At 41.4% G+C, this 21,875-nt stretch carries 19 protein-coding genes; 8 read left to right on the top strand and 11 right to left on the bottom strand.

Going from position 1 to position 21,875, the window contains the following annotated elements:
- Window positions 1-6: 6 nt before the first annotated feature.
- The gene (locus AC1XUO_RS07235) at window positions 7-963 is read right to left on the bottom strand and encodes an L-threonylcarbamoyladenylate synthase (protein ID WP_483329571.1); all 957 of its coding nucleotides are present in this window, start codon (window positions 961-963) and stop codon (window positions 7-9) included.
- 290 nt (window positions 964-1,253) lie between these two features.
- Here AC1XUO_RS07235 and AC1XUO_RS07230 point away from each other — a divergent pair, with 290 nt between their 5' ends.
- A complete protein-coding gene (locus AC1XUO_RS07230) occupies window positions 1,254-2,993 on the top strand; it encodes a GMC family oxidoreductase (protein WP_483329100.1) in 1,740 nt (579 codons plus the stop codon).
- 33 nt (window positions 2,994-3,026) lie between these two features.
- The gene (locus AC1XUO_RS07225) at window positions 3,027-3,662 is read left to right on the top strand and encodes a gluconate 2-dehydrogenase subunit 3 family protein (protein WP_483329099.1); all 636 of its coding nucleotides are present in this window, start codon (window positions 3,027-3,029) and stop codon (window positions 3,660-3,662) included.
- Between the two features lie 73 nt (window positions 3,663-3,735).
- On the opposite strand, the gene AC1XUO_RS07220 is transcribed toward AC1XUO_RS07225, so the two are convergent.
- The 5 genes from AC1XUO_RS07220 to folP all read right to left on the bottom strand — a co-directional run bounded on the left by AC1XUO_RS07220 (window position 3,736) and on the right by folP (window position 9,147).
- A complete protein-coding gene (locus AC1XUO_RS07220) occupies window positions 3,736-5,349 on the bottom strand; it encodes an ABC-F family ATP-binding cassette domain-containing protein (protein WP_483329098.1) in 1,614 nt (537 codons plus the stop codon).
- A 154-nt stretch (window positions 5,350-5,503) separates the two neighbouring features.
- The gene (locus tag AC1XUO_RS07215; protein ID WP_483329097.1) at window positions 5,504-6,775 is read right to left on the bottom strand and encodes a lactonase family protein; all 1,272 of its coding nucleotides are present in this window, start codon (window positions 6,773-6,775) and stop codon (window positions 5,504-5,506) included.
- A 309-nt stretch (window positions 6,776-7,084) separates the two neighbouring features.
- Window positions 7,085-7,348, bottom strand: coding sequence for a 30S ribosomal protein S20 (rpsT, locus tag AC1XUO_RS07210; protein WP_483329096.1), 264 nt, complete (start codon window positions 7,346-7,348; stop codon window positions 7,085-7,087).
- A gap of 107 nt (window positions 7,349-7,455) precedes the next feature.
- Window positions 7,456-8,259: a diadenylate cyclase CdaA gene (gene cdaA / locus AC1XUO_RS07205; RefSeq protein ID WP_483329095.1), complete on the bottom strand. Its 804-nt coding sequence runs from the start codon at window positions 8,257-8,259 to the stop codon at window positions 7,456-7,458.
- A gap of 24 nt (window positions 8,260-8,283) precedes the next feature.
- Window positions 8,284-9,147, bottom strand: a complete 864-nt coding sequence (gene folP / locus AC1XUO_RS07200; protein ID WP_483329094.1) for a dihydropteroate synthase — start codon at window positions 9,145-9,147, stop codon at window positions 8,284-8,286.
- A gap of 171 nt (window positions 9,148-9,318) precedes the next feature.
- Here folP and AC1XUO_RS07195 point away from each other — a divergent pair, with 171 nt between their 5' ends.
- Genes AC1XUO_RS07195 through AC1XUO_RS07185 form a run of 3 tightly spaced genes read left to right on the top strand, consistent with a single transcriptional unit; the run spans window position 9,319 to window position 11,516 of the window.
- Complete coding sequence (locus tag AC1XUO_RS07195; protein ID WP_483329093.1) at window positions 9,319-9,864, top strand: DUF1599 domain-containing protein; 546 nt, start codon at window positions 9,319-9,321, stop codon at window positions 9,862-9,864.
- Between the two features lie 29 nt (window positions 9,865-9,893).
- A complete protein-coding gene (locus AC1XUO_RS07190) occupies window positions 9,894-10,988 on the top strand; it encodes a BT_3928 family protein (protein WP_483329092.1) in 1,095 nt (364 codons plus the stop codon).
- Between the two features lie 24 nt (window positions 10,989-11,012).
- A complete protein-coding gene (locus AC1XUO_RS07185; RefSeq protein WP_483329091.1) occupies window positions 11,013-11,516 on the top strand; it encodes a shikimate kinase in 504 nt (167 codons plus the stop codon).
- Between the two features lie 49 nt (window positions 11,517-11,565).
- On the opposite strand, the gene AC1XUO_RS07180 is transcribed toward AC1XUO_RS07185, so the two are convergent.
- Together AC1XUO_RS07180 and AC1XUO_RS07175 are read right to left on the bottom strand one after the other, a co-directional pair.
- The gene (locus AC1XUO_RS07180) at window positions 11,566-13,128 is read right to left on the bottom strand and encodes a hypothetical protein (RefSeq protein ID WP_483329090.1); all 1,563 of its coding nucleotides are present in this window, start codon (window positions 13,126-13,128) and stop codon (window positions 11,566-11,568) included.
- Between the two features lie 112 nt (window positions 13,129-13,240).
- Window positions 13,241-14,518: a hypothetical protein gene (locus tag AC1XUO_RS07175; protein WP_483329089.1), complete on the bottom strand. Its 1,278-nt coding sequence runs from the start codon at window positions 14,516-14,518 to the stop codon at window positions 13,241-13,243.
- Window positions 14,519-14,709: 191 nt separating this feature from the next.
- On the opposite strand from AC1XUO_RS07175, the gene proS reads away from it, so the two are divergent.
- Both proS and AC1XUO_RS07165 read left to right on the top strand, forming a co-directional pair.
- Complete coding sequence (gene proS / locus AC1XUO_RS07170) at window positions 14,710-16,185, top strand: proline--tRNA ligase (RefSeq protein WP_483329088.1); 1,476 nt, start codon at window positions 14,710-14,712, stop codon at window positions 16,183-16,185.
- A 68-nt stretch (window positions 16,186-16,253) separates the two neighbouring features.
- The gene (locus AC1XUO_RS07165; protein WP_235150345.1) at window positions 16,254-16,685 is read left to right on the top strand and encodes an FKBP-type peptidyl-prolyl cis-trans isomerase; all 432 of its coding nucleotides are present in this window, start codon (window positions 16,254-16,256) and stop codon (window positions 16,683-16,685) included.
- Between the two features lie 64 nt (window positions 16,686-16,749).
- Here the strand turns inward: AC1XUO_RS07165 and AC1XUO_RS07160 are convergent, their stop codons facing one another.
- Both AC1XUO_RS07160 and dprA read right to left on the bottom strand, forming a co-directional pair.
- A complete protein-coding gene (locus tag AC1XUO_RS07160) occupies window positions 16,750-17,382 on the bottom strand; it encodes an AlbA family DNA-binding domain-containing protein (RefSeq protein WP_483329087.1) in 633 nt (210 codons plus the stop codon).
- Window positions 17,383-18,522, bottom strand: a complete 1,140-nt coding sequence (gene dprA / locus AC1XUO_RS07155; RefSeq protein WP_483329086.1) for a DNA-processing protein DprA — start codon at window positions 18,520-18,522, stop codon at window positions 17,383-17,385. It lies immediately after the preceding gene.
- Window positions 18,523-18,678: 156 nt separating this feature from the next.
- Between dprA and AC1XUO_RS07150 the strand changes: the two genes are divergently transcribed.
- Window positions 18,679-20,502: an alpha-amylase family glycosyl hydrolase gene (locus AC1XUO_RS07150; RefSeq protein WP_483329085.1), complete on the top strand. Its 1,824-nt coding sequence runs from the start codon at window positions 18,679-18,681 to the stop codon at window positions 20,500-20,502.
- Between the two features lie 52 nt (window positions 20,503-20,554).
- Here the strand turns inward: AC1XUO_RS07150 and lepB are convergent, their stop codons facing one another.
- Window positions 20,555-21,742 carry a signal peptidase I gene (lepB, locus tag AC1XUO_RS07145; protein ID WP_483329084.1) on the bottom strand — a complete coding sequence of 396 codons (1,188 nt, stop codon included), beginning with the start codon at window positions 21,740-21,742 and terminating at the stop codon, window positions 20,555-20,557.
- Window positions 21,743-21,875 lie beyond the last annotated feature (133 nt).

The raw sequence follows: 21,875 nt of genomic DNA, 5'->3' as shown, positions 1-21,875 counted from the left end.
CACAAATCAATCAAGCGCTGCTGCCCTTTTCAGACGGTCATTTATGGCTTTTCCAAGATCATGATCTGGAACAAATTCTGCGAAAATCTGGTCGAATGCCTGGGCATCGAGCTCTCTGAGGAAAGCAAATAAATTGTGTGCTGCCTCCTTCAAATCTCCCGACGGGCTTAACAAACGTTGATTTTTTCTATCGATTTCTTCAATAAAATGATCAAACAAAAGATACGCCGAAGTGTCGTCATCCGTTTTAGGCATCTCATTTCTATCTTTCAAGAAGAAAGGTTTTCGGGGTGCATAATGACTCTTTAACATCCCTGGAGCTTTCGGATTCGATGAAGAATGTGACATCAGAACCACTTTACCGATCACATTTTCAATATCTTCAATCGCCAGACCGCCTAATCTATAGACCGTTGGAATTTGATCAACAAAACCAATAATTGTGGATTCTATCCCGATACCACATTCTCCCCCATCGAGAATATAGGGTATCTTATCACCCAATTGCTGATTTACGTGTTGGGCTGTCGTTGGGCTGATATAACCAAAAGGATTTGCGCTTGGCGCGGCCAATGGAAAATCCAGTGTCGCCAGCAAACGGAGTGTCAATGAATGATCCGGAATTCTAACCGCCACGGTATCCAGGCCGGATGTAACAAGATCAGGAATATTGTCTTTTTTAGGAAGCAATAGCGTTAACGGCCCGGGCCAAAATTTTTCGGCTAATTGATATGCCTGTTCAGGTATTTCTGTTACATATTCGCGTAGTTTATCCAGCGAATCCGTGTGAACAATCAGCGGGTCAAATGACGGTCTTTTTTTTGTTTCAAAAATGGACAAAACCGCTTTTTCATCGAGCGCATTTCCAGCCAGCCCGTATACTGTTTCAGTGGGAATCGCAACTAACTGATTCTTTCTAAGAAATTCCTTCGCCAGATTTATATCCTTACCAATGATAGCCAAAATGTAATGCTCTTTTTTTAGACTATAAAGGTAAGTAAAACGTTTATAAACGTCATTTGACAACCGCTTTTTATGTTAACCAAATATTTCCAAATAGCACCTTAATAATATTATGTTAACATTCTGCTAAATCGTTTTGTCAAAATTTCTTATTGCGCGACCGCCAACTGGATATCCTGCCATTTAGACTGTTTTTAAATTAGTTTGAAAAGTTTTCAGATCTGCTACTGTTATGCATTACGTGTTTATATTTATTGAATAAATAGTATTTTCTAAATCAATCCTTGACTATGTTCCAAATTAAAGAACAACCTGCTGTTTTTGATGTCTGCATTATTGGATCAGGAGCAGGAGGCGGGATGGCTGCATATCAGCTTGCAAAAGCTGGTGCAAAAGTAGCACTCCTGGAAGCTGGTGGATATTTTGATCCGGCTGATCCTAAATACATTACCCAATTAAAATGGCCTTGGGAATCTCCTCGCCGCGGTGCAAGCACCACCCGCCCTTTTGGAGATTTTGATGCTGCATGGGGAGGTTGGGAACTCGAAGGAGAACCATATACACATAAAAATGGTACAAAATTTGACTGGTTTCGCTCCCGCATGCTGGGCGGACGGACCAATCACTGGGGAAGAATTTCTCTGCGTTTTGGTCCAAATGACTTTAAAAGACACAGCATCGATGGGCTTGGCGACGACTGGCCAATTAGTTATGATGACGTAAAACCGTACTATGACCAGGTTGATAAGCTGATCGGTGTTTTTGGAACGGTTGAAAATATTCATAATGAGCCGGATGGAATTTTCCTGCCACCGCCTCCGCCACGTTTGCACGAGCATTTTTTAAAGAAAGCAGGGAAAGCAGCCAATATTCCGGTTATCCCATCGCGTCTTTCTATCCTTACTAAACCAATTAACGATCAGCGTGGCGTTTGCTTTTATTGCAGCCAGTGCAGTCGTTCCTGCCAGGCGTATGCTGACTTTTCTTCTTCATCCGTGTTGGTTATTCCGGCATTAAAAACCGGTAATGTCACGTTGATTAACAACGCGATGGCGCGCGAGATTTTGACAGATCCTAATTCAGGATTGGCAACTGGCGTTTCGTATGTCGACCGCGAAAAACTTACGGAGCATACGATCAAAGCAAAAGTTGTTGTTTTGGCGGCGAGTGCTGGTGAATCTGCCCGTTTGCTTTTAAACTCCAAATCAAGCCGTCACGAAGGTGGACTTGCCAATTCCAGCGGTGTTGTTGGTAAATATCTTCACGATTCAACGGGTGCTTCACGTAGCGCGTTCCTTCCAAATCTGATGGATCGCAAGCGTTACAACGAAGACGGCGTTGGTGGTATGCACGTGTATACGCCCTGGTGGCTTGATAATAAAAAACTGGATTTCCCTCGTGGATATCACATCGAATACGGTGGCGGTATGGGTATGCCAAGTTACGGTTTCGGTTCTGGTATTGAGGGTTTAAATGGAAAATATCCGACTGCTAACGGAACGACCAAACAGGCCGGAGGTTACGGAGCTTCACTTAAAGAAGATTATCGCCGCTTCTATGGTGCCTATGTAGGAATGGCCGGACGTGGAGAAGCAGTTCCAAACGTAAATAATTATTGTGAGATCGACCCGAATGTCGTTGATAAATATGGTATTCCGGTTTTGCGTTTTAACTATAACTGGACAGACTACGAGATCAAGCAGGCAAAACACATGCATGAGACATTTGAGGAAATGATCCATGCGCTTGGCGGTGTTGCGCTGGGAAATAAGCCAGGTGCTGACACAAATTATGGTATCGCTGCTCCGGGCCGTATTATCCATGAAGTAGGAACAGTTCGTATGGGGGATGATAAAAAATCTTCTGCTTTGAACAAATTTTCACAAGCGCATGATGCTAAAAACGTATATGTTGTAGATGGAGGATCTTTCGTATCCCAGGCGGATAAAAACCCAACATGGACGATTCTTGCATTGTCATGGAGAGCATCGGACCACATCATTGAACAGATCAAACAAAAGAATATATAATAGTCACGTCGTCGTGGTTTAAATTATAGAAAGATGAAACGCAGAGATTCATTAAAAGCATTAACACTGAGCTCCCTGGGATTTGCGGCGATGAACCCGCAGGAAACCCTTGCAGAAGCGCGGGAAATTGAAAGTCAATTGCCGCCGGAAACTCCTCTTAAAATTCCGGGAGGACGCCAGAAAGAGGAAGCAATTCGCGATGCCCGGCTGATGAAGGAAAAGTTCTTCACAGTTTCAGAGTTAGCGACAATCAAAGTTTTGGCAGACATCATTATTCCAGCTGATTCGAAATCCGGAAGCGCGTCCGATGCAGGAGTTCCGGCCTTTATTGAATTTATCGTGAAGGATATGCCCCAGCATCAGGTACCTATGCGCGGTGGTTTGAAGTGGCTGGACCGTGAGTCGAGCAAGCGTTTCCAGAAAACTTTTACACTTCTTACGCCGGCACAAAGAATTCAAATCGTTGACGATATCGCTTATCCTGAAAATGCTAAACCTATTTATAGTCAAGGTGTTGCATTTTTCAATTTGATGAGAAATCTTACGGCATCCGGATTCTACACCACTAAAATTGGTATCGATGACATTGGTTATGTTGGGAATACGCCGAATATGTGGTCCGGGCCACCAGAGGAAGTTTTGAAGCAATACGGATTTACAAAAGAATAATCAGTAAACTTATTTATAAAAACAGCGGCCATCAAAAATTTGATGGCCGCTGTTTTTATGTTTTATCAATATACTAGTACAAAGCGTTCCGCTGTGCTTTAACAGTCTCGTCTTTAAGGAAATCATCATAAGACATCAGCTTATCCAAAATTCCTTTTGGTCCAATTTCGATGATACGATTCGCGATCGTATGTACGAACTGGTGATCATGAGAATAGAACAATAGACAACCAGAGAAATCAATCAAACCGTTGTTCAATGCTGTGATTGATTCAAGGTCAAGGTGGTTAGTCGGGTCATCCATGATCAGCGCATTGGAGCCTGAGAGCATCGTTCGAGACAACATACACCGAACTTTTTCTCCTCCTGAGAGCACTTTTGCTTTTTTAAGCGATTCTTCTCCGGAGAAAAGCATACGGCCTAAGAAACCGCGAATAAAACTTTCATCTTTTTCCTCCGAATATTGACGAAGCCAATCCACCAAATTTAAGTCGACATCAAAAAAGGATGTTGGATCCTTTGTGAAATACGACTTGGTAATTGTAACGCCCCAGTTGAAAGTTCCTTTGTCCGCTTTTTGTTCACCATTTAAAATGTCAAAAAATGCACTGATAGCCAAAGTATTGCGACTCACAAAGGCAATTTTATCTCCTTTGTTAACGCTGAAACTCATGTTGTTAAACAATGTCACTCCATCCTCAGTCTTTTTAGAAAGCCCGTCAATAGATAAAATCTGATCTCCAACTTCACGTTCTGACTTAAAAGCGATGTAAGGATATTTACGTGATGATGGCTTAATATCTTCAATCGTTATCTTTTCCAACAATTTCTGACGAGAAGTCGCCTGTTTGGATTTAGATGCATTTGCGCTAAAACGACGAATAAATTCTTCAAGTTCTTTACGTTTGTCATCGGATTTTTTATTCTGATCCTGACGTTGTTTCATCGCCAATTGGCTGGATTCATACCAGAATGAATAGTTACCCGAGAACATTTGAACCTTACTGAAATCAATATCGACAATATGCGTACAAACTTCATCCAGGAAGTGTCTGTCGTGAGAAACAACAATCACCGTATTTTTGAAGTCGGCAAGGAAGTTTTCCAGCCACAACACCATCTCTACGTCAAGGTTGTTGGTAGGTTCATCCAGAAGCAGCACATCCGGATTTCCAAACAGTGCCTGTGCCAACAGAACACGAACTTTAATATTCGTATTCAAATCACCCATGAGGGTACCATGCGTTTCCTCACCAATCCCTAAACCGCTTAATAATTGCGCAGCTTCTGTTTCAGCTTCCCAGCCATTTAAATCAGCAAATTCGGCTTCAAGGTCTGCGGCTTTTTCACCGTCAGCATCTGTAAAATCTTCTTTTTCATAGATGGCCTCACGCTCCTTCATGATTTTATAAAGACGTTCGTGTCCCAAAATCACTGTATCCATGGCTGTATATGCGTCGAACTCAAACTGATCCTGTTTCAGGAAAGTCATCCGTTCTCCGGGATTCATGCTTACCAAACCTGTCTGAGCTTCGATTTCGCCTGAAAGAATTTTCAAAAATGTTGATTTACCTGCGCCATTCGCTCCTATAATCCCGTAACAGTTTCCAGGTACAAACTTTATATTTACTTCATCAAACAACACCCTTTTGCCGTACCGCAAGGATACGTTCTGAACCGTAATCATCTTAAAATTGATTTTATGAATGAAAGTGCAAAATTACGAAAATTAGAGGGATAATCTATGATAGAAAACTAGGATATCCTGAGTTTCTATAAACTTCCCAAACAAAAGAGGCCGATGGAACACCGGCCTCTTCCTTAATTTATTTGGTATCAGATCAAGGGATAACGCGTAACGTATGCGCTCCTTTTCCCACACTTACCTTGGCACCTTGTTTTTTCAACACTGGTGCATCGCCTTTCGTGACGGTCCAGAACTCAACACCGCCTGTCCCATTTCCATAGTCAAGATATTCGTAAACAGAAACAGCGAGGTTTGATCCGTCCTTGTCAAAAGCTACACTCTGAGGGTAGATGCCTTCAAATGGGTAGTCTGAAACTTTTGTTAATGCGCCATCAGCAGCCAGTTTATAAAGGCTCAATGAAGCACCCGTCGCTGCACCCGCTTCTGACCAAGGGCTACCACTCTTAGCAGCATTTACAGTGACCAGAGAAGTACCATCAGGGCTGATTGCAAAAGAACCCGTATTCACGCCAATGGCAGTTTTGCTGGCAATTTTGTGTTCCACTGCTCCGTCCATCGAGAAGTCAACCACAAACAATTCACCTTCGCCCGTAGCTTTACCAGCCGCACCTTTGGAATCTACAACAAAGTAATGTTTGCCATCAGGCGAAAATTTCCCAAAACCGGGCTCGGTTCCAACGACGACAGGCTTACCCACAAGCTCGACGTTTTTCAATTTGCCAGCTTCACGAATCACTTTATACAGCCCTACCTCGTGGGTTGTTCCTAGCGTAAAGGCAATAAAGTCACCAGATGGGTGCCATGTCACATCAACAATTTTATTTGTCGAATCAATACCAGAAGGCAAATTTAGAAATCTTGCAGGCTTTCCATCCGGCGCAGATTCAATAAAAACCAAGTCTTTTCCTGGCTGGCGCGTTGAAATGATCAGTTCGTTTTTGTTAATGTCGATTGCTGTGGGATATCTCCCAACCGGAAAACCGAACTTCGCTTTGGGTGCCGCCAAATTTGTAATATCTACGACAAAAAGTTTTTCTCCTGCCGGAAATTCCAACGCCGCATCTTTGTATTCTGCAACGCCGTCATCCGGACGTAACCGACTTTCCAATACGTAGGCAAGCCCGCCCGTTGCCGGAACTGCCATTGTTTTTCCCGATCCCAGCGCTGAGTTCGAAACCAACGCTGTCCCCACCGACTTACTTCTCTCGATCGGAAATTTGATTGATGTTAACAGATCTTTTGCTGTGTTGTCTCTTAATAGCTTCCCATCAACTACCGCAGAGGCTGACATATCAGCATCAGAAACAACCACCAGGCCTCTCGCGTTAAAATTAATAGGCGATTGAGCAACCGCAGGAACCGCTCCTATAGCTACCAAACCGGCAAATAATGCGACTTTTTTCATAGAAAAAGAAAGTTTTAGATAATTGAGTTTTTAATAAACATTAAACTGATTATTATTAAAAGAAACCTTGTGAGCCTGTTTTCAGGTTTCACAAGGTTTCTTTTAACAGATTGCAATATATAGTATAAAAGATTTAATACACAAAATTTACTCGCTGGTGTGCCCCGTTTTTCGATCTCAGTTAACCTTTCATCTTTTAGGTCAACTTTATCCTGAAATACTTTTATTCATTTCAATATTCACCTATCCTGATAAAACAGAAAACCCCGATAGTAAACTACCGGGGCAAATATCTTAGTAAAAAGCTGCTTATGCTGCTACCGCCAACGAATTAACTAATTTAGCCAATTTCGATTTTTGGTTAGACGCTTTTTTCTTGTGGATAATGTTTTTCTTAGCCAAACGGTCCAACATAGAAGAAACAGTTTTGAGTACTTCTATTGCAACAGTTTTGTCAGTCGTTTCACGTAGTTTTTTTACGTAAGAACGAGTAGTTTTGTGTTGGTAACGATTACGCAAGCGTTTCGTTTCGTTGGCACGAATTCTTTTTAATGCTGATTTATGATTTGCCATTGTATAATGATGATATTTTTCAATTCTTAGAATCGGTCTGCAAAAATAGGCATACGATATTAAAAACGCAACTTAAGTAAGAAATAAATTTAGGAAAAGCTTGATTCCTATTTAACCAGTCGCTGAACATCCGACGATAAATACTCAGCAACGCGTGTTTCCAATTCTGCCACCGGTATATTACTTAGCAATTCACCTTCCACTGCAATTGAAATTTTACCTGTTTGTTCAGAAATCACAATCACCACAGCGTCAGTCGCTTCACTCATTCCCATAGCAGCACGGTGACGAAACCCAAGTGAGGATGGAACATCTACGCCATCAGCGACGGGCAACACGCAACGCGCAGCTTTTAAACGTCCGTCAACGATAACGACAGCGCCGTCATGCAGTTCACTATATTGGTTGAAAAGAGAAACTATTAGCGGTTTGGAAACCCTTGCGTCCAGTAATTCTCCTGTTTCAATGAATTTCCCAAGATCATCACGTTTATTAACAACAATCAAAGCACCATTAAAATTTGACGCGATGGTTTTGCTGGCATCGATTATTTCCCTAAGATTTTTGTTTTTAAGATCAAGCACCGTATTTCCCAGGATCTTTTTTAGAAACTCATTATTCGTGTATATGGTAGATTTTCCAATGATGAGAAGGAAACGGCGAATCTCCTGTTGAAATATTACGATGAGTGCCACTGCTCCAACACCCATGAAATATTGAAGAATCGCTGTAAGCAGCCCCAATCCAAGTCCTTTAACAACAAGGTAAAATACATAGACAAATAAATATCCTAAAAATACCCTGCTTGCTATACTGCCCCGAACAAGAAAATAAATCTGATAAAGAAGTATTGACACCAGAAATACATCCAGAATATCAGTCCAGTTAACATTCAAAAAACCAACACGCATAATAAAATCAATATTATTTCGAGACTAAATTACAATTTTTTCTTTCATACCACCAGTCGCCTTCCACAGTTTTACAGCTTCAACCGCAGGTTTTACATCATGAACGCGTAAAATTGACGCTCCATGCTGTAAAGAAATCGTATTCAAAATCGTGGTTCCGTTCAAAGCTTCTGCTGCAGTGATTTTCAAAGTATTATAAATCAAACCTTTTCGGGATATTCCTACCAGTAACGGACAACCCAGCCTATGAAATTCTGACAGATCTTTCATCAAAGAAAAATTCTGAGAAATGGTTTTGGCAAAACCGAAACCAGGATCAACAATGACGTCTGCAACGCCCATATCCCGTAAACGAATCAGTTTACCCTGCAACTCACGCAGTACGTTTGGTATCAGAGCATCATAATCAGTGAGTTTGCTCATTGTTTCCGGAGTGCCGCGCATGTGCATTAATATATAGGGAACACCAAGTTCGGCAACAGTCTTGTACATTTCGTCGTCCAGATTTCCACCGGCTACATCATTTATAATATCCGCGCCGTTTAATACAGACTGGTATGCCACTTTTGAACGAAAGGTATCAACGGAAATTATAAGTTCCGGGAAATACTTATTTAACTGCGCTATCACCGGAACAACACGGTCAAGCTCCTCCTCAATCCCCACTACGCGCGCTCCCGGTCTTGTGGAGTAACCGCCGATGTCAAGCATCAATGCGCCATCTTCCAGCATTTGCCCGGCACTATCCGTCACCTCCTCCATCGACTTCATCCGGCTACCCGAATAGAACGAATCTGGTGTAATATTCAAAATCCCCATCACCTTTGGTACAGAAAGATCCAGTAGTCTTCCCTGAATTTTGATCGTTTTTTTACTAACTTGCGCCATATAATAGCAATGATATTGGAATGAAAAGCGTGTTTTTCTTAATTAATGACAGACGGTCAAATTATCGCTCAAATACTTTCGACCAGGACTTTCCTTTGATTTCAGAGCTGCCATCCAATATGCCTGCTATACCTTTTTAAGATTTAATTAAGCCAAAAATAATAAGTACGCGTGAAATCGACCGAAGCGGAATATCAGGAAATCATTCAGTATTGCCAAGATCTTTTTACAAAAAAAAACAAAGATTACGGAACTTCATGGCGTATTTTGCGCATTCCTTCTATAACAGATCAAATTTTTATCAAAGCACAGCGAATCCGGACGATCCAGGAAAAAGGTGTTCAGAAAGTAAACGATGATATCTCCGGAGAATTTGTCGGAATTATTAATTACTGCGTTATGGCCCTGATCCAGATTGAACTTGGATCCGACAAAAATGATATTAACGCCGATGCACTTACACAGCTCTACAACAATCAGGTTGGCATTGTGCGACAGCTGCTATTCGATAAAAATCATGACTATGGAGAGGCCTGGAGAGATATGCGTGTCAGTTCGATGACTGATATTATTCTGATGAAATTACTTCGAATCAAACAAATTGAAGATAATGAAGGATTTACGCTTGTTTCCGAAGGTGTCAGATCGGGGTACCAGGATATTATAAATTATTCGGTTTTCTGCCTCATCAAATCAAACGGCCTTCAAACAAATTAATAATACAATTGCCTAACAAAATTGTCTAAATGAAAATTCTTGCGCACATTTCCAGAGGTATTGTAGGTCTGTTATTTATCTTTTCAGGATTAATAAAACTAAATGATCCCGTCGGGACTCAATATAAACTCGAAGAATATTTTGAAGTTTTTGCAACAGATTTTTCTGCTTTCCAACACTTTTTCGAAGCCCTCATACCATTTGCACTTTACTTTTCCGTATTTCTTTGCGCAGCAGAAGTTGTGTTGGGGATTGCACTGCTCGTTGGATATAAACCAAAAACAGTTTCCTGGCTTTTATTATTGATCATCGTATTCTTCACGTTCCTGACGTTTTACTCTGCATACTTCAATAAAGTTACTGATTGCGGATGTTTTGGTGCTGCAATAAAACTCACGCCGTGGACTTCCTTTGGAAAGGATATTTTTCTTCTGATTCTGATCGTATTTATCATTTATAAACGAAAAATATTCAAGTCGCAGCCAACCGGTTTTATCGTTGCTCTTTCAACACTGGTATCTTTGGGAATTGCTGTCTACTCACTAAGACATTTGCCAATATTTGATCTTCTGGCCTACCGTGTCGGGGCAAATATCCCGGCCCAAATGAAGCCTTCTGAGCCTTTGAGATACAAATATATTTTTACCAAAGGCGGTAAAGAGTTGGAGTTTGAGCAATATCCAACGGACACCACGATGGTTTTCAAAGATATGATTGTCATGAATGAAGACGCAAAACCAACAATCACCGATTTCAGAGTCTGGAATGACGAGGGTGACTTTACCGAACAGTCTTTTAAGGGCAAAAAACTTTTCCTGATTATTAAAAACCTCACTGATATTAACACAGCCGCTTTTCCTGACATTCAAAAACTTGTTAATGCGGTAAAAAAACAAGGAGTTGAGCCGATTGTCCTCACTTCGGCCAGCAGTGCTGAAATAACAGAATTCCTGGCTCGGCACCAGCTGTCGCTCCCTTACTATTATGTCGATGCAACGGTTTTAAAAACAATTTCCCGTTCAAATCCCGGTCTGTGGCTTTTGAATGAAGGAACGGTGAAGGGAAAATGGCATTACAATGACACCCCGACGCCGGAGGAGGTTTTAGAAGATGTAGCGAAATAATATTACGCCAAGAGTATTTAATTGATGAAAAACATATTTCTTATCGGGCTGCCCTCGTCGGGTAAGTCTACCTTGGGAAAAAAACTGGCGCGGCTCTTGAATTATCGTTTTGTCGATATGGATAAACTGATCGAGAAAGATCAGAATATGACAATTCAGGAAATTTTTAGTCAAAAGGGTGAATCCTATTTTCGCGAGGTTGAGAGTCGTATTTTAAAAAACACAATTGAAAATCGCCGTGTGGTTGTAGCGACTGGCGGCGGTGCTCCGTGTTTTTTTGACAACATGGATTTTATCAAAAAAAGCGGGATTAGTATCTTCCTGGATGTTCACCCCAGTAAACTTGCCAGACGTATCCAGCATCACGGAAAAGATGACCGGCCACTATTGTCGGGCGCAGCTTCTCTTGAAAAAGAACTTGAACAAAAATATCAGCAACGGCTCCCCTTTTATTCCCGGGCGGATTATACGCTATCGGGAGACAGCGATGTGGCACAGTTGACACAGATCGTTCAGCCATTATTATAAAAAAAAGCAGAGCCCGATTTGAGCTCTGCTTTTTTGGTATGGTGTCTTCTTAGAAAAATGTTCCGATTGATAACACTACATTGACTGTATTGTTATTAATCCTTGCCGACGCATAATCCTGGGGGTTATTCAAAACATAAGGAGTATAACTGGTTTTAAAAGCACTGTACGTTCCTGAAATATCTGCGAAGAAACGACTGTTGCGAACGCCAGCTCCTGCGGAAAAAAGAAGTCTATCTCTCTTAATATCATCCGACTCAAACTTGTATGGATCTGAGAGGTAAGCCAGCCCCAACCTTCCTCGCCAGATCCCAGCGCGATATTCACCGCCTAAACGTGCATTCACAGCACCTTTGTAAGTATCCTTAATTTCGGCCTTGTAATCATCCCGGAACGCGTTGTTGTCGGCGCTGGTATTGTAGAAATTCGTTCTGACACCCATATTCCCATAGCCTACGTATTCAAGTGAGCCTGTAATAAAACCTTTATTAGACAAGAATAGCGTAACCCCCAAAGATCCACGAAAAGGACTCACTATCGAATATCTAAATTCATTTGTTGCTACCGGTATCGAGTCTTCAATCGGCCCTATATCATTTCCATTATCATCCACTATTGATCCTCTAATGTATTCCGCGTATAGGCTTTGATTAAAAGTTTCTCTTTTTATTCTGGTAAAAGTAGGAGTAGTAAGGGATCCTCCAAATTGTAAAATCGGAGACACTTTGTAAATTACACCTAACGTTGCATTAATTCCGTTACCCAAAACTGACAATTCATCATACTGGGTTGCGTTTCTAAAGACAGTAGGATTAACATAAGTATCCGTGAAAGAATGTGAATAATCATACTTGATTCTCGTGAAACCTACGGAGCCACCGATATACAACTTATCATCATAATTGCCGGCATAAGCCACAGTCCATTGCGTCTGGCCCCCTTTTGAATCGAATACACCTGATTGATTTGACGACCTCTGTCTGTCATCTCTTGCATAAGGAGGACCTGCATTCGTGGTTGGATATATGTATTGCATGCCAAAATAAGCGGCTGCCTCAGAATATGCCAAAGGTAGCTCGGTAGATGTCCCGGGTAAATAGTCCTGATTAAGAGTAGATTGAGCAAGACTGGCGTTATTCGCATTGTCAATAACCTTATCTACATACGCACTTCGATTATTTAATCCTGAATAACTGAACCTATTCTGAAAAGATTGCTGACGGGAATAAGAAATCCCAAGCGATGATCTTTTCCATTTTCTCTGAAAACTGGGTTGGCTGGTAATAACCAAGGATGCCTGAGCAATATTAAAGTTCGATTTGCTGTCAGAAGTAGAATTGTCGATGTAAGAAGACTTTGTACCAAAATTAGTGAGCGACGGACTCAAACTCACTTCGGATCGCGTGTAAAAACCAAGTCCCGCCGGATTTCCGCTGATAGAGCTGGGATCGCCACCCAGGGATGCATGGTTACCTCCAATCCCCTGGAAACGGGCACTTCCTGTTTGATTAATTTCTGAATATCTGAAAGCATCGGACGCATATTGTGCAAAGGTTGGAACGGAAACCGTTAGACTACAAAATAATCCGATCCAAATTTTGGGTTTTGTCATGGCGAGAGTAATTTTTATTTTATATACTGGTTACTAAACGAAGGCCCTGCAAAAATATGACATTTTGCAGGGCCTAATTATATTTTCAAACAAGAAAAATCATTCCAGATTATCAGCGTGGACCTCTTGAAGACGACGAACGTCCACCACCTCCACCACCACTTGGTGCACTATAACTTGGTGCACTGTAAGTTCTTGCCGGCGCGCTGTACGTATTGTTACTTCTTGACGGCGCGTCATTATAACTTCTGGTTGGCGCCTGATACGTTTGTGTACTTCTTGAAGGAGCAGAATAATTAGACTGGCTTCTCGAAGGTGCACTATACGAATTGTTGCTGTTCGTTCTTGATGAACGCGGCGTGTAGGTGTTCACGCTGTTATCGGAATAATTACTTCCGGACGACTGACGCGGACGAGAATAATAAGTATTGGCATTATTCGAACTATTGTCTCTTGAATAAGTTCTCGCATTCGAATTTCCGGTTGCATCAGAAATTCCGCGTCCCGTGTTTGAATAAGTACGCGCATTAGATCTTGGAGCGATGTATTCTCCTGAGTTCCTGGAGCTGCTGCGACCAACTGCATTGGATGAACGAGGCGTATTCACAAAATTAGAATTGTAACGATCAGAAGACCTAACACCATTACCAGATACACGATTACCGTATGTTCTCGCATAACCTCTACGATCCGTATTATTCACAATGATAACCGGCGCGCTGTAAGCCCATGGATTGTATCCATAACCATAACCTCCGTAACCATACCCAAATGCATCGTATCCATAAAGTCCTGAACCAAAACCACCGTAGAATGGATCATAACCAAAAGGGCTATAACCATACATTGAGTAAGGCGAGTAACCGAAGCCACCCATACCATAACCCATTCCTCCCATGCCGTAACCCATTCCCATACCATAGCCCATCGCAATCGACGGTCTCATTCTAAACATATTGCCGAAACCAAAACCTAAGCCAAGACTTAGACCGCTTCCGCCAAAATACGGGTTAAAATTGGAATATGGATTAAATCCATAGGCCCCGGACAAGCGCGTTGCCTGATTAAAACCATCTGTAAAACCAGCGTTGTAGCCGACATTATCATTCAGGTTTCGCTGCACGCCTCTGGCTGAAAGATACGAATCATCATAATAATCCGCACTACCTTCTAGCTGCTCTTCGTCTGACCCCTGATAATCCGGGTTGGTTGAACGAGACAACTCTTCCTGTGAACGCCCGCTTCTCGCACGTGTATCACGTCTTATTTCTCCCGAATTTGGATTCCCTCCGTAAAGGTCATCATATCCACCCTGAGATGCATATTGGTTGTTGGTACAGGCACCAACCCCAAACAGTAACATCACTGAGAGATATTTTAAGTTATTCATGCTCCCCATGGCTCTTTGTAGTTTATAATGTTGTCTCTAATATACATAAAATTTTGTACCAGACTCTAATAAAACATCATTATTATGACATTAATTCCAAAGTTAACATAAAAAACTATCTTTGCAACTTGATTAAAAAAGCGAGTTGACAAACCGTCATACTGCTTTCCATTACATAATATTTACGAAGAATGAGTAAAGCCTTACCAACACGCAGTGAAAATTACTCTGAATGGTACAATGAACTTGTAAAAAGGGCCGATTTGGCTGAAACTTCCGCTGTGAGAGGTTGTATGGTAATCAAACCTTACGGCTATTCTATCTGGGAAAAAATGCAGCGCGCATTGGATGATATGTTCAAGGAAACAGGCCATCAGAATGCCTATTTTCCCTTATTCATCCCAAAATCATATCTAAGCAAAGAGGCTTCTCACGTAGAAGGATTTGCCAAAGAATGTGCTGTTGTAACACATTATAGATTAAAAAACGACCCGAATGGCGGTGGAGTGATCGTTGACCCCGAAGCCAAACTGGAAGAGGAATTAATTGTACGCCCGACGTCGGAAACGGTGATCTGGAGTACATACAAAAATTGGATTCAGTCGTATCGTGACCTGCCCCTGTTAATAAATCAATGGGCAAATGTGGTGCGTTGGGAAATGCGTACCAGATTATTTCTAAGAACCACAGAATTTCTTTGGCAGGAAGGACATACTGCGCATTCAACATCGGCCGAAGCGGTTGCTGAAACGAAACAAATGCTTGAAATTTATGCTCAATTCGCAGAAGAATGGATGGCACTTCCGGTAGTGAAAGGGGTAAAAACAGCCAATGAACGTTTCGCAGGTGCAGTGGATACTTATTGCATTGAGGCACTAATGCAGGACGGAAAAGCTCTTCAGGCCGGAACATCCCACTTTCTCGGACAAAATTTCGCAAATGCTTTCGATGTCAAATTCCAGGATAAGGAAGGAAAACTCGAATACGTTTGGGGTACTTCATGGGGCGTAAGCACGCGTTTGATGGGTGCGCTGATTATGGCACATTCTGATGACAGCGGATTGGTCCTGCCACCGAAACTTGCTCCTATTCAGGTCGTGATAGTTCCGATTTATAAAAATGAAGAACAACTTGCCCAGATTTCTGAGAAGGTGAGCGAGATAACAAAGGAACTGAGGAAAAAAGGTATCAGTGTTAAGTTTGATAACAACGATGCTTACAAACCTGGCTACAAGTTCGCTGAATATGAATTAAAAGGTGTTCCTGTTCGTTTAGCTATGGGTGCTCGTGATCTGGAAAATAATACAGTGGAAATCGCACGCCGTGATACCAAAACAAAAGAAACAGTTTCACTGGACGGAATCACTGAACACATCAGCGCTCTACTTGATAATATTCAGGAATCAATTTATAATAAGGCCCTTGCTTTCCGCGAAGAAAATACTTTCAAGGTAGATACTTTCGAAGAGTTTAATAAGGTTTTAGATACCAAAGGTGGTTTCATTCTGGCGCACTGGGATGGAACTTCCGAAACAGAAGAAAAAATTAAAGAAGAAACTAAAGCAACTATCCGCTGCGTTCCTTTAAATTCCGAAGAGGAAGAAGGTGTTTGTATTTATTCAGGCAACCCCTCATCGAGACGCGTTGTGTTTGCAAGAGCTTATTGATAAGAAAGATCTTCGAGTATACACAAGCATCACTTTTAATCTATTTTTTAAACATTATATTTAACAAAATGAAACAAGCACAAGCAGGTGATACTGTCCAGGTACACTACACAGGCACCCTTCCGGATGGCCAACTGTTTGATTCTTCGGCAGGACGTGAACCATTGTCTTTTCTATTGGGGAGCGGACAAGTAATCAAGGGGTTCGATGACGGCGTTACCGGTATGGCAGTTGGAGATAAAAAAACAATTCATATTCCAAATGAAGAAGCATACGGACCTTTGAATGAAGATATGATCGTTAATTTTGAACGCAGCCAGATTCCTGCTGATATTCCACTTGAAGTTGGTATTACGTTAAATATGCACCAGGATGGTAATGGTCAGGTTATACCGGTTATCGTTAAGGAAGTTACAGAAACACATGTACTTCTTGATGCAAACCATCCATTGGCCGGTCAGGATCTGATCTTTGAACTGGAACTTGTGGGTATTGAGTAAATTATTGACAGTATTAAAAAAGGCTTTGAATTTCCGATTCAAAGCCTTTTTTAATTTATATCCTTTATTCAACCCATTTTAGACTGAACAATTCCGGTTTCCCCTTTTTCAATCGCAATAATACCTGTTTCTCCGCAAGATCGTTCAGTAGGCGTTCTGCCCTTTTTTCGGAGATGTTTATTATTCTTGAAAACACTTTGGCAGTAACAGAATCATATTCCTTTAAATACTGAACCAAAGTCCTCACGTGCCTCGAATCCAGCAATGTTCGGGTATCAAAGTCGCTTTGTCCTTCAATAAAAAGCCTTAATGTTGGGACACTTTTGTCTTTTACCCTGATATAAATCATGCGCTGACCCTTCTCATTAATTGCATAATGCGGACGTTCCTGGCTTTCATCGATCTCTATTCTTAAAAGTGTTCTGTTGTCGAGCTTTTCGGATTTAAATCTGACAGGAACCATTTTGTCAATTAATTCCGTACAGGCTTTTTCCAATTTTTCCAGCTCACTAAGCTCGGAAGTTATCCCGAATAATTCACGATTATCTCCAACCCCGACAAGTAAAACTCCTCCCGAAGTGTTGGCAAACGATGTTATTGTCTTGGCAATTTTATACGGACTGTCAATTGTCCTTTTAAATTCAACGGTTAACCCCTCACCCTGTTTAATTAATTGTATCGTACTTTTTATCATCATTCAAATTAATCCGTATTTCTTCCCCGGAAAGGATTTAACAATTCCCTGAAATTCAAGGTTTAATAATAACGTTGCCAGTTTGTTCAGATGCATACTACTTTGCCACGATAATTCATCCAGTTGCATAGTTCCCTGCTGTTTTAGGAGAGATAAAATTTGCCCTTCATCTTGTGTAAATCCCTCAAACACCAGGTTCGTATTTTCAGCATCTTTCAAACTTGTAACACGCAAATCCTTTTCTTTGTTCTTCGAATTCCAGCCTATCGCCTCCGCCATTTCATTTACAGAAGTGAAAATTGCAGCTTTGTTTTCACGAATCAACTGGTTACATCCCTCCGACTGGGGATTGTTCAGATTTCCTGGTACTGCAAATACCTCCCGGTGATAATTTTGCGCAAATTCCACTGTAATCAAACTTCCACCCTTTTTCGCAGATTCCACCACGATTGTGATATCACTTAATCCTGCAATGATCCTGTTCCTCGCCGGAAAACGCATAAAGTCCGGTTTGGTATTTAAAGCGTTTTCCGTCACTAAACCACCATTTTCCAGCATCTCACGGGCAGTTTTCTGATGTGTAGCCGGATAAATTACGTTCAGTCCGCTTGCCATAACGCCAATGGTTGCCAATTCATGTTTAAGGCAGGCTCTATGCGCTGTAATGTCTACTCCGTATGCCAGACCACTAACAACGACAGGATTAAAAGGTACAAGATCTTTAATGATACTCTCAGTTACACTTTTGCCATAGTCTGTTATTTGCCTGGTCCCGACGATACCAACCGTACGATGATGATTATAGTCAAAATTACCTTTTGAATAGAGCATCACCGGTGCATCGTAAAGAGATTTCAACCGACTGGGATAAGTTTTATCAGAGAAAAAATGAAGATCTGCACCGCTTTTAACACATTCGTTCCATTCCTTTTCTGCCTCCGCAATGCCGTCTTTCTTAAGTATAAGCCGTGCAACCTTGTCGCCAATACCCGGAATTTTGATCAGGGTTTTGTAATCTGCTTTAAATACTTTTTCAGCACTTCCGCAGTAACTGATCAACTGCCGTATACTGACTGCGCCGATGCCAGGTGTGTTGACCAAAGCCAGTGTGCAAAGCTTTTCACTTTCCGGTGATTCCAACATAGTAGTGTGTGTTTTAATCGCAAATTAAAAAATATTGATTCAAAATTCAGTTTTTCCAGGCATAATAAATACATATATACGCGGCAAGAATTCCGGATATATACGTGGCACGGATTTTGCCACTCAGATCTTAAATTTAAAAAGTCAAATCCCTACATGGAAAACCTAAATACAGACAATACCGACATCATAGAAAATTTTGAAGGGATGGGTGCAATCTGCCACCCGGAAGGAGTTCATTACAGAGTATGGGCACCAAATGCAGACAGTGTTTCCATTGTCGGAACATTTAATGACTGGGATGCGGAAGCCCACCCAATGCACAAAGAAGAAAATGGAAACTGGGGTCTCCTGGTCGAAAACTCAAAGGAGGGCGATGAATACAAGTTTTCCTTAAAAACACCTAATGGCGACTTTCAACGTAATGACCCTTATGCCTTAAAAGTAACAAATTCAGTGGGCAACAGCGTAGTTTACAACCACGCTAGGTACGATTGGCAAGATGTCGATTATGTAATGCCAAGCTGGAATGAGCTGGTCATCTATGAATTGCACGTAGGAACTTTCCATGTAAAAGAGGAAAATCAGATAGGCACGTTTTACACTGCCATCGAAAAACTGGATTATCTTAAAAGCCTGGGAATTAATGCTATAGAGATTATGCCTTGTACAGAATTTCCCGGCGACCGTTCATGGGGCTATAATCCATCCAATCCATTTGCGATTGAATCTGACTACGGCGGGCCTGACGGTTTGAAAGCGTTTGTAAAAGCTGCACACGAACACGGTATTGCCGTTATTTTGGATGTTGTTTACAATCACTTTGGCCCGTCTGATCTTGATCTGTGGAGATTTGACGGTTGGTCTGAAAATGAAGGTGGAGGAATTTATTTCTACAACGACTGGAAGGCTGAAACGCCATGGGGAGGAACCAGACCTGATTTTGGACGTGGTGAGGTTAGACAATATATACACGATAACGCGATGATGTGGTTGCGCGATTACCGCATCGACGGTCTTCGTATGGACATGGTTGTTTATATCAGAAATGTTAAGGCCGACGGAAATCCTGGCAATGATCTTGAAGAAGGAATCTCCCTGATGCAGTGGATTAACAAAGACATCAGCGAAAATTTCCCAAATCACATCACCATCGCAGAGGATATGCATTCTCTGGACATGGTAACAAATTCCGTCGAAAACGATGGTATGGGTTATGGTTCTCAATGGGATGCAGAATTTGTTCATTCTGTGCGAGACGCCATCATTACTGCCAACGATCAGGATCGGAATATTCCAAGTGTTGTGGATGCGATCACGAGCCGGTATAATTCAGATTCTTTCCAGCGGATCATCTATACAGAATCTCACGATGAGGTTTCAAATGGCCAGGCGAGAGTAGCAGAAGAAATCGCCGATGGAGATGTCAATAACTGGTATTCTAAAAAAAGGGCTGCTTTGGGTGTTGCCCTCGTAATGACGTCTCCCGGTATCCCTATGATCTTCCAGGGACAACCACTTTTAGAAGATAAATGGTTTTCAGATACTGATCCGCTTGACTGGTCAAGACAGGAAATATTCTCAGGATACACAAATCTGCATCGTGATTTGATTCATCTTCGCAGAAACTGGTATGGAGTAACCGAAGGCTTACAAGGCCAGGACGTGCAAATTATACGTGCAGATAATGACAAAAAAATAATTGTGATGCACAGATACAAAAATGGCGGCCCAAAAGACAGTGTGGTCGTTGTATTGAATTTCTCGACTGAAACCTTCCACGACTACAAAGTTGGTTTCCCAAGAGAGGGCCAATGGAAACTTCGTTTCAATAGCGACAATACCTATTACGATCAGGAATTCTCAAATCTTGGCGTTTTTGATATTGATACGATGCAGGGAGATTTTGATAATCTGCATCAGTTCGCGTCGCTTGAAATTCCACCATACAGCGCATTAATCTTCTCACAAGAAGACTAATATTTAGTTGTGAAATATCAAAAAAGCTTCCCGGCCCGGGAAGCTTTTTTGCTTAATTAATCACACTGAACAACCTTTCCCAGCGAATCTTGTCTATAAAACGCAAAGGATCAGGATCAATTGACATCCATACGAATACCGCTTTTCCAACGATGTGATCTTTTGGTACAAACCCCCAATAGCGTGAATCGGCAGAGTTGTGACGGTTATCTCCCATCATAAAAAAATAATCCTGCCTAAATGTGTATTTTTTAATCGGAATCCCCGCCTGACTTAATACCCCATCGTTATTAGTTACATTTTGATTTCCATCAAAAAATTGAATTATCTCGCCATACAGGGCAATGTTTGCAGCGGTTAATTCAATTGTCATTCCTTGTTTTGGCACAACAATGGGTCCATAGTTATCCTTGTTCCAAGCAAGGAAATCGGCATTTGGGAAGAGATAACTTTCTTTCACCCCTTTTGGCGAAACAGACAATTGAACTCGTTTTATAAAATCGTAGGATTTTAATTTTTCAGCCGTTTCCGCCGTGGTTTTCACAATGTATCCATTCTCATCATTGCCTGATAAGGTATCGTCAAAGGTTTCCGTATATGGAGAATATTCAGTAATTCCGTTTTTTCTGAAAATATTCAACTCATTAATTGCTGTGCCGGATGAAACGAAATAATCACTTTGCATACCGGCTGGGTTTTTACCCGCTGTTCCGTTTACATAAACCTGGCCATCCCTAATTTCCAATCGATCTCCTGCCTGCCCTACACATCTTTTGATATAATTTGTGCGCAGATCGATCGGATGCGGTTTCAAATTTGGTAACACGTTGCTGTATTTCTGATAAACACCCGGATTTTCAGAGGGGATATTAAACACAACAACATCACCTCTTTTCACATCAGAAAAACCTGGCAGTCTCATTTCAGGCAATTTTATCCATTCCAGATAAGAAGGTATAACAGTTCCCCAGATGGTCTGGTGCGTAAGCGGAACTTGTAGCGGTGTGATTGGCGTACGGGTTCCATAATGTAGCTTGCTCACAAAAAGATACTCGCCAACCAAAAGCGTGTGCTCCATAGAGGATGAAGGAATCACGAAGGCTTCAAAAAACAGCCATCTGATTAATGTTGCAGCGATGACGGCAAAAAAAACAGAATCCATCCACTCCCGAAACGCAGACTTCGTTTTCTTTCTATTGATTGCTTCGGCGATAGTATCTTTTTTAGGAAAGGTTATCATGATTGCTATATTTTGATCACAATATTGCAACAAATCATTATAATAAACAAACAACTATATATAATTTTATTATATAACATGATAATATAATAAAAAAGGGAAGAAATGCATTTAACATCCCTTCCCTTTCTGT

The organism is Dyadobacter sp. HNCC25DJ186 (assembly GCF_056895235.1).
Note: the sequence above shows the minus strand (reverse complement) of the source record. Positions and strands in the feature narration are given on the sequence as shown.

Bases quoted from the DNA above. Each gene is read 5' to 3' on its own strand.
- lepB (WP_483329084.1), bottom strand. From the start codon at position 21,742: ATGATAACCTTTCCTAAAAAAGATACTATCGCCGAAGCAATCAATAGA.
- AC1XUO_RS07185 (WP_483329091.1), top strand. From the start codon at position 11,013: ATGAAAAACATATTTCTTATCGGGCTGCCCTCGTCGGGTAAGTCTACC.
- folP (WP_483329094.1), bottom strand. From the start codon at position 9,147: ATGGCGCAAGTTAGTAAAAAAACGATCAAAATTCAGGGAAGACTACTG.
- rpsT (WP_483329096.1), bottom strand. From the start codon at position 7,348: ATGGCAAATCATAAATCAGCATTAAAAAGAATTCGTGCCAACGAAACG.
- dprA (WP_483329086.1), bottom strand. From the start codon at position 18,522: ATGTTGGAATCACCGGAAAGTGAAAAGCTTTGCACACTGGCTTTGGTC.
- proS (WP_483329088.1), top strand. From the start codon at position 14,710: ATGAGTAAAGCCTTACCAACACGCAGTGAAAATTACTCTGAATGGTAC.
- AC1XUO_RS07190 (WP_483329092.1), top strand. From the start codon at position 9,894: ATGAAAATTCTTGCGCACATTTCCAGAGGTATTGTAGGTCTGTTATTT.
- AC1XUO_RS07150 (WP_483329085.1), top strand. From the start codon at position 18,679: ATGGAAAACCTAAATACAGACAATACCGACATCATAGAAAATTTTGAA.
- AC1XUO_RS07215 (WP_483329097.1), bottom strand. From the start codon at position 6,775: ATGAAAAAAGTCGCATTATTTGCCGGTTTGGTAGCTATAGGAGCGGTT.
- AC1XUO_RS07160 (WP_483329087.1), bottom strand. From the start codon at position 17,382: ATGATGATAAAAAGTACGATACAATTAATTAAACAGGGTGAGGGGTTA.
- AC1XUO_RS07180 (WP_483329090.1), bottom strand. From the start codon at position 13,128: ATGACAAAACCCAAAATTTGGATCGGATTATTTTGTAGTCTAACGGTT.
- AC1XUO_RS07225 (WP_483329099.1), top strand. From the start codon at position 3,027: ATGAAACGCAGAGATTCATTAAAAGCATTAACACTGAGCTCCCTGGGA.
- AC1XUO_RS07220 (WP_483329098.1), bottom strand. From the start codon at position 5,349: ATGATTACGGTTCAGAACGTATCCTTGCGGTACGGCAAAAGGGTGTTG.
- cdaA (WP_483329095.1), bottom strand. From the start codon at position 8,259: ATGCGTGTTGGTTTTTTGAATGTTAACTGGACTGATATTCTGGATGTA.
- AC1XUO_RS07165 (WP_235150345.1), top strand. From the start codon at position 16,254: ATGAAACAAGCACAAGCAGGTGATACTGTCCAGGTACACTACACAGGC.
- AC1XUO_RS07230 (WP_483329100.1), top strand. From the start codon at position 1,254: ATGTTCCAAATTAAAGAACAACCTGCTGTTTTTGATGTCTGCATTATT.
- AC1XUO_RS07175 (WP_483329089.1), bottom strand. From the start codon at position 14,518: ATGAATAACTTAAAATATCTCTCAGTGATGTTACTGTTTGGGGTTGGT.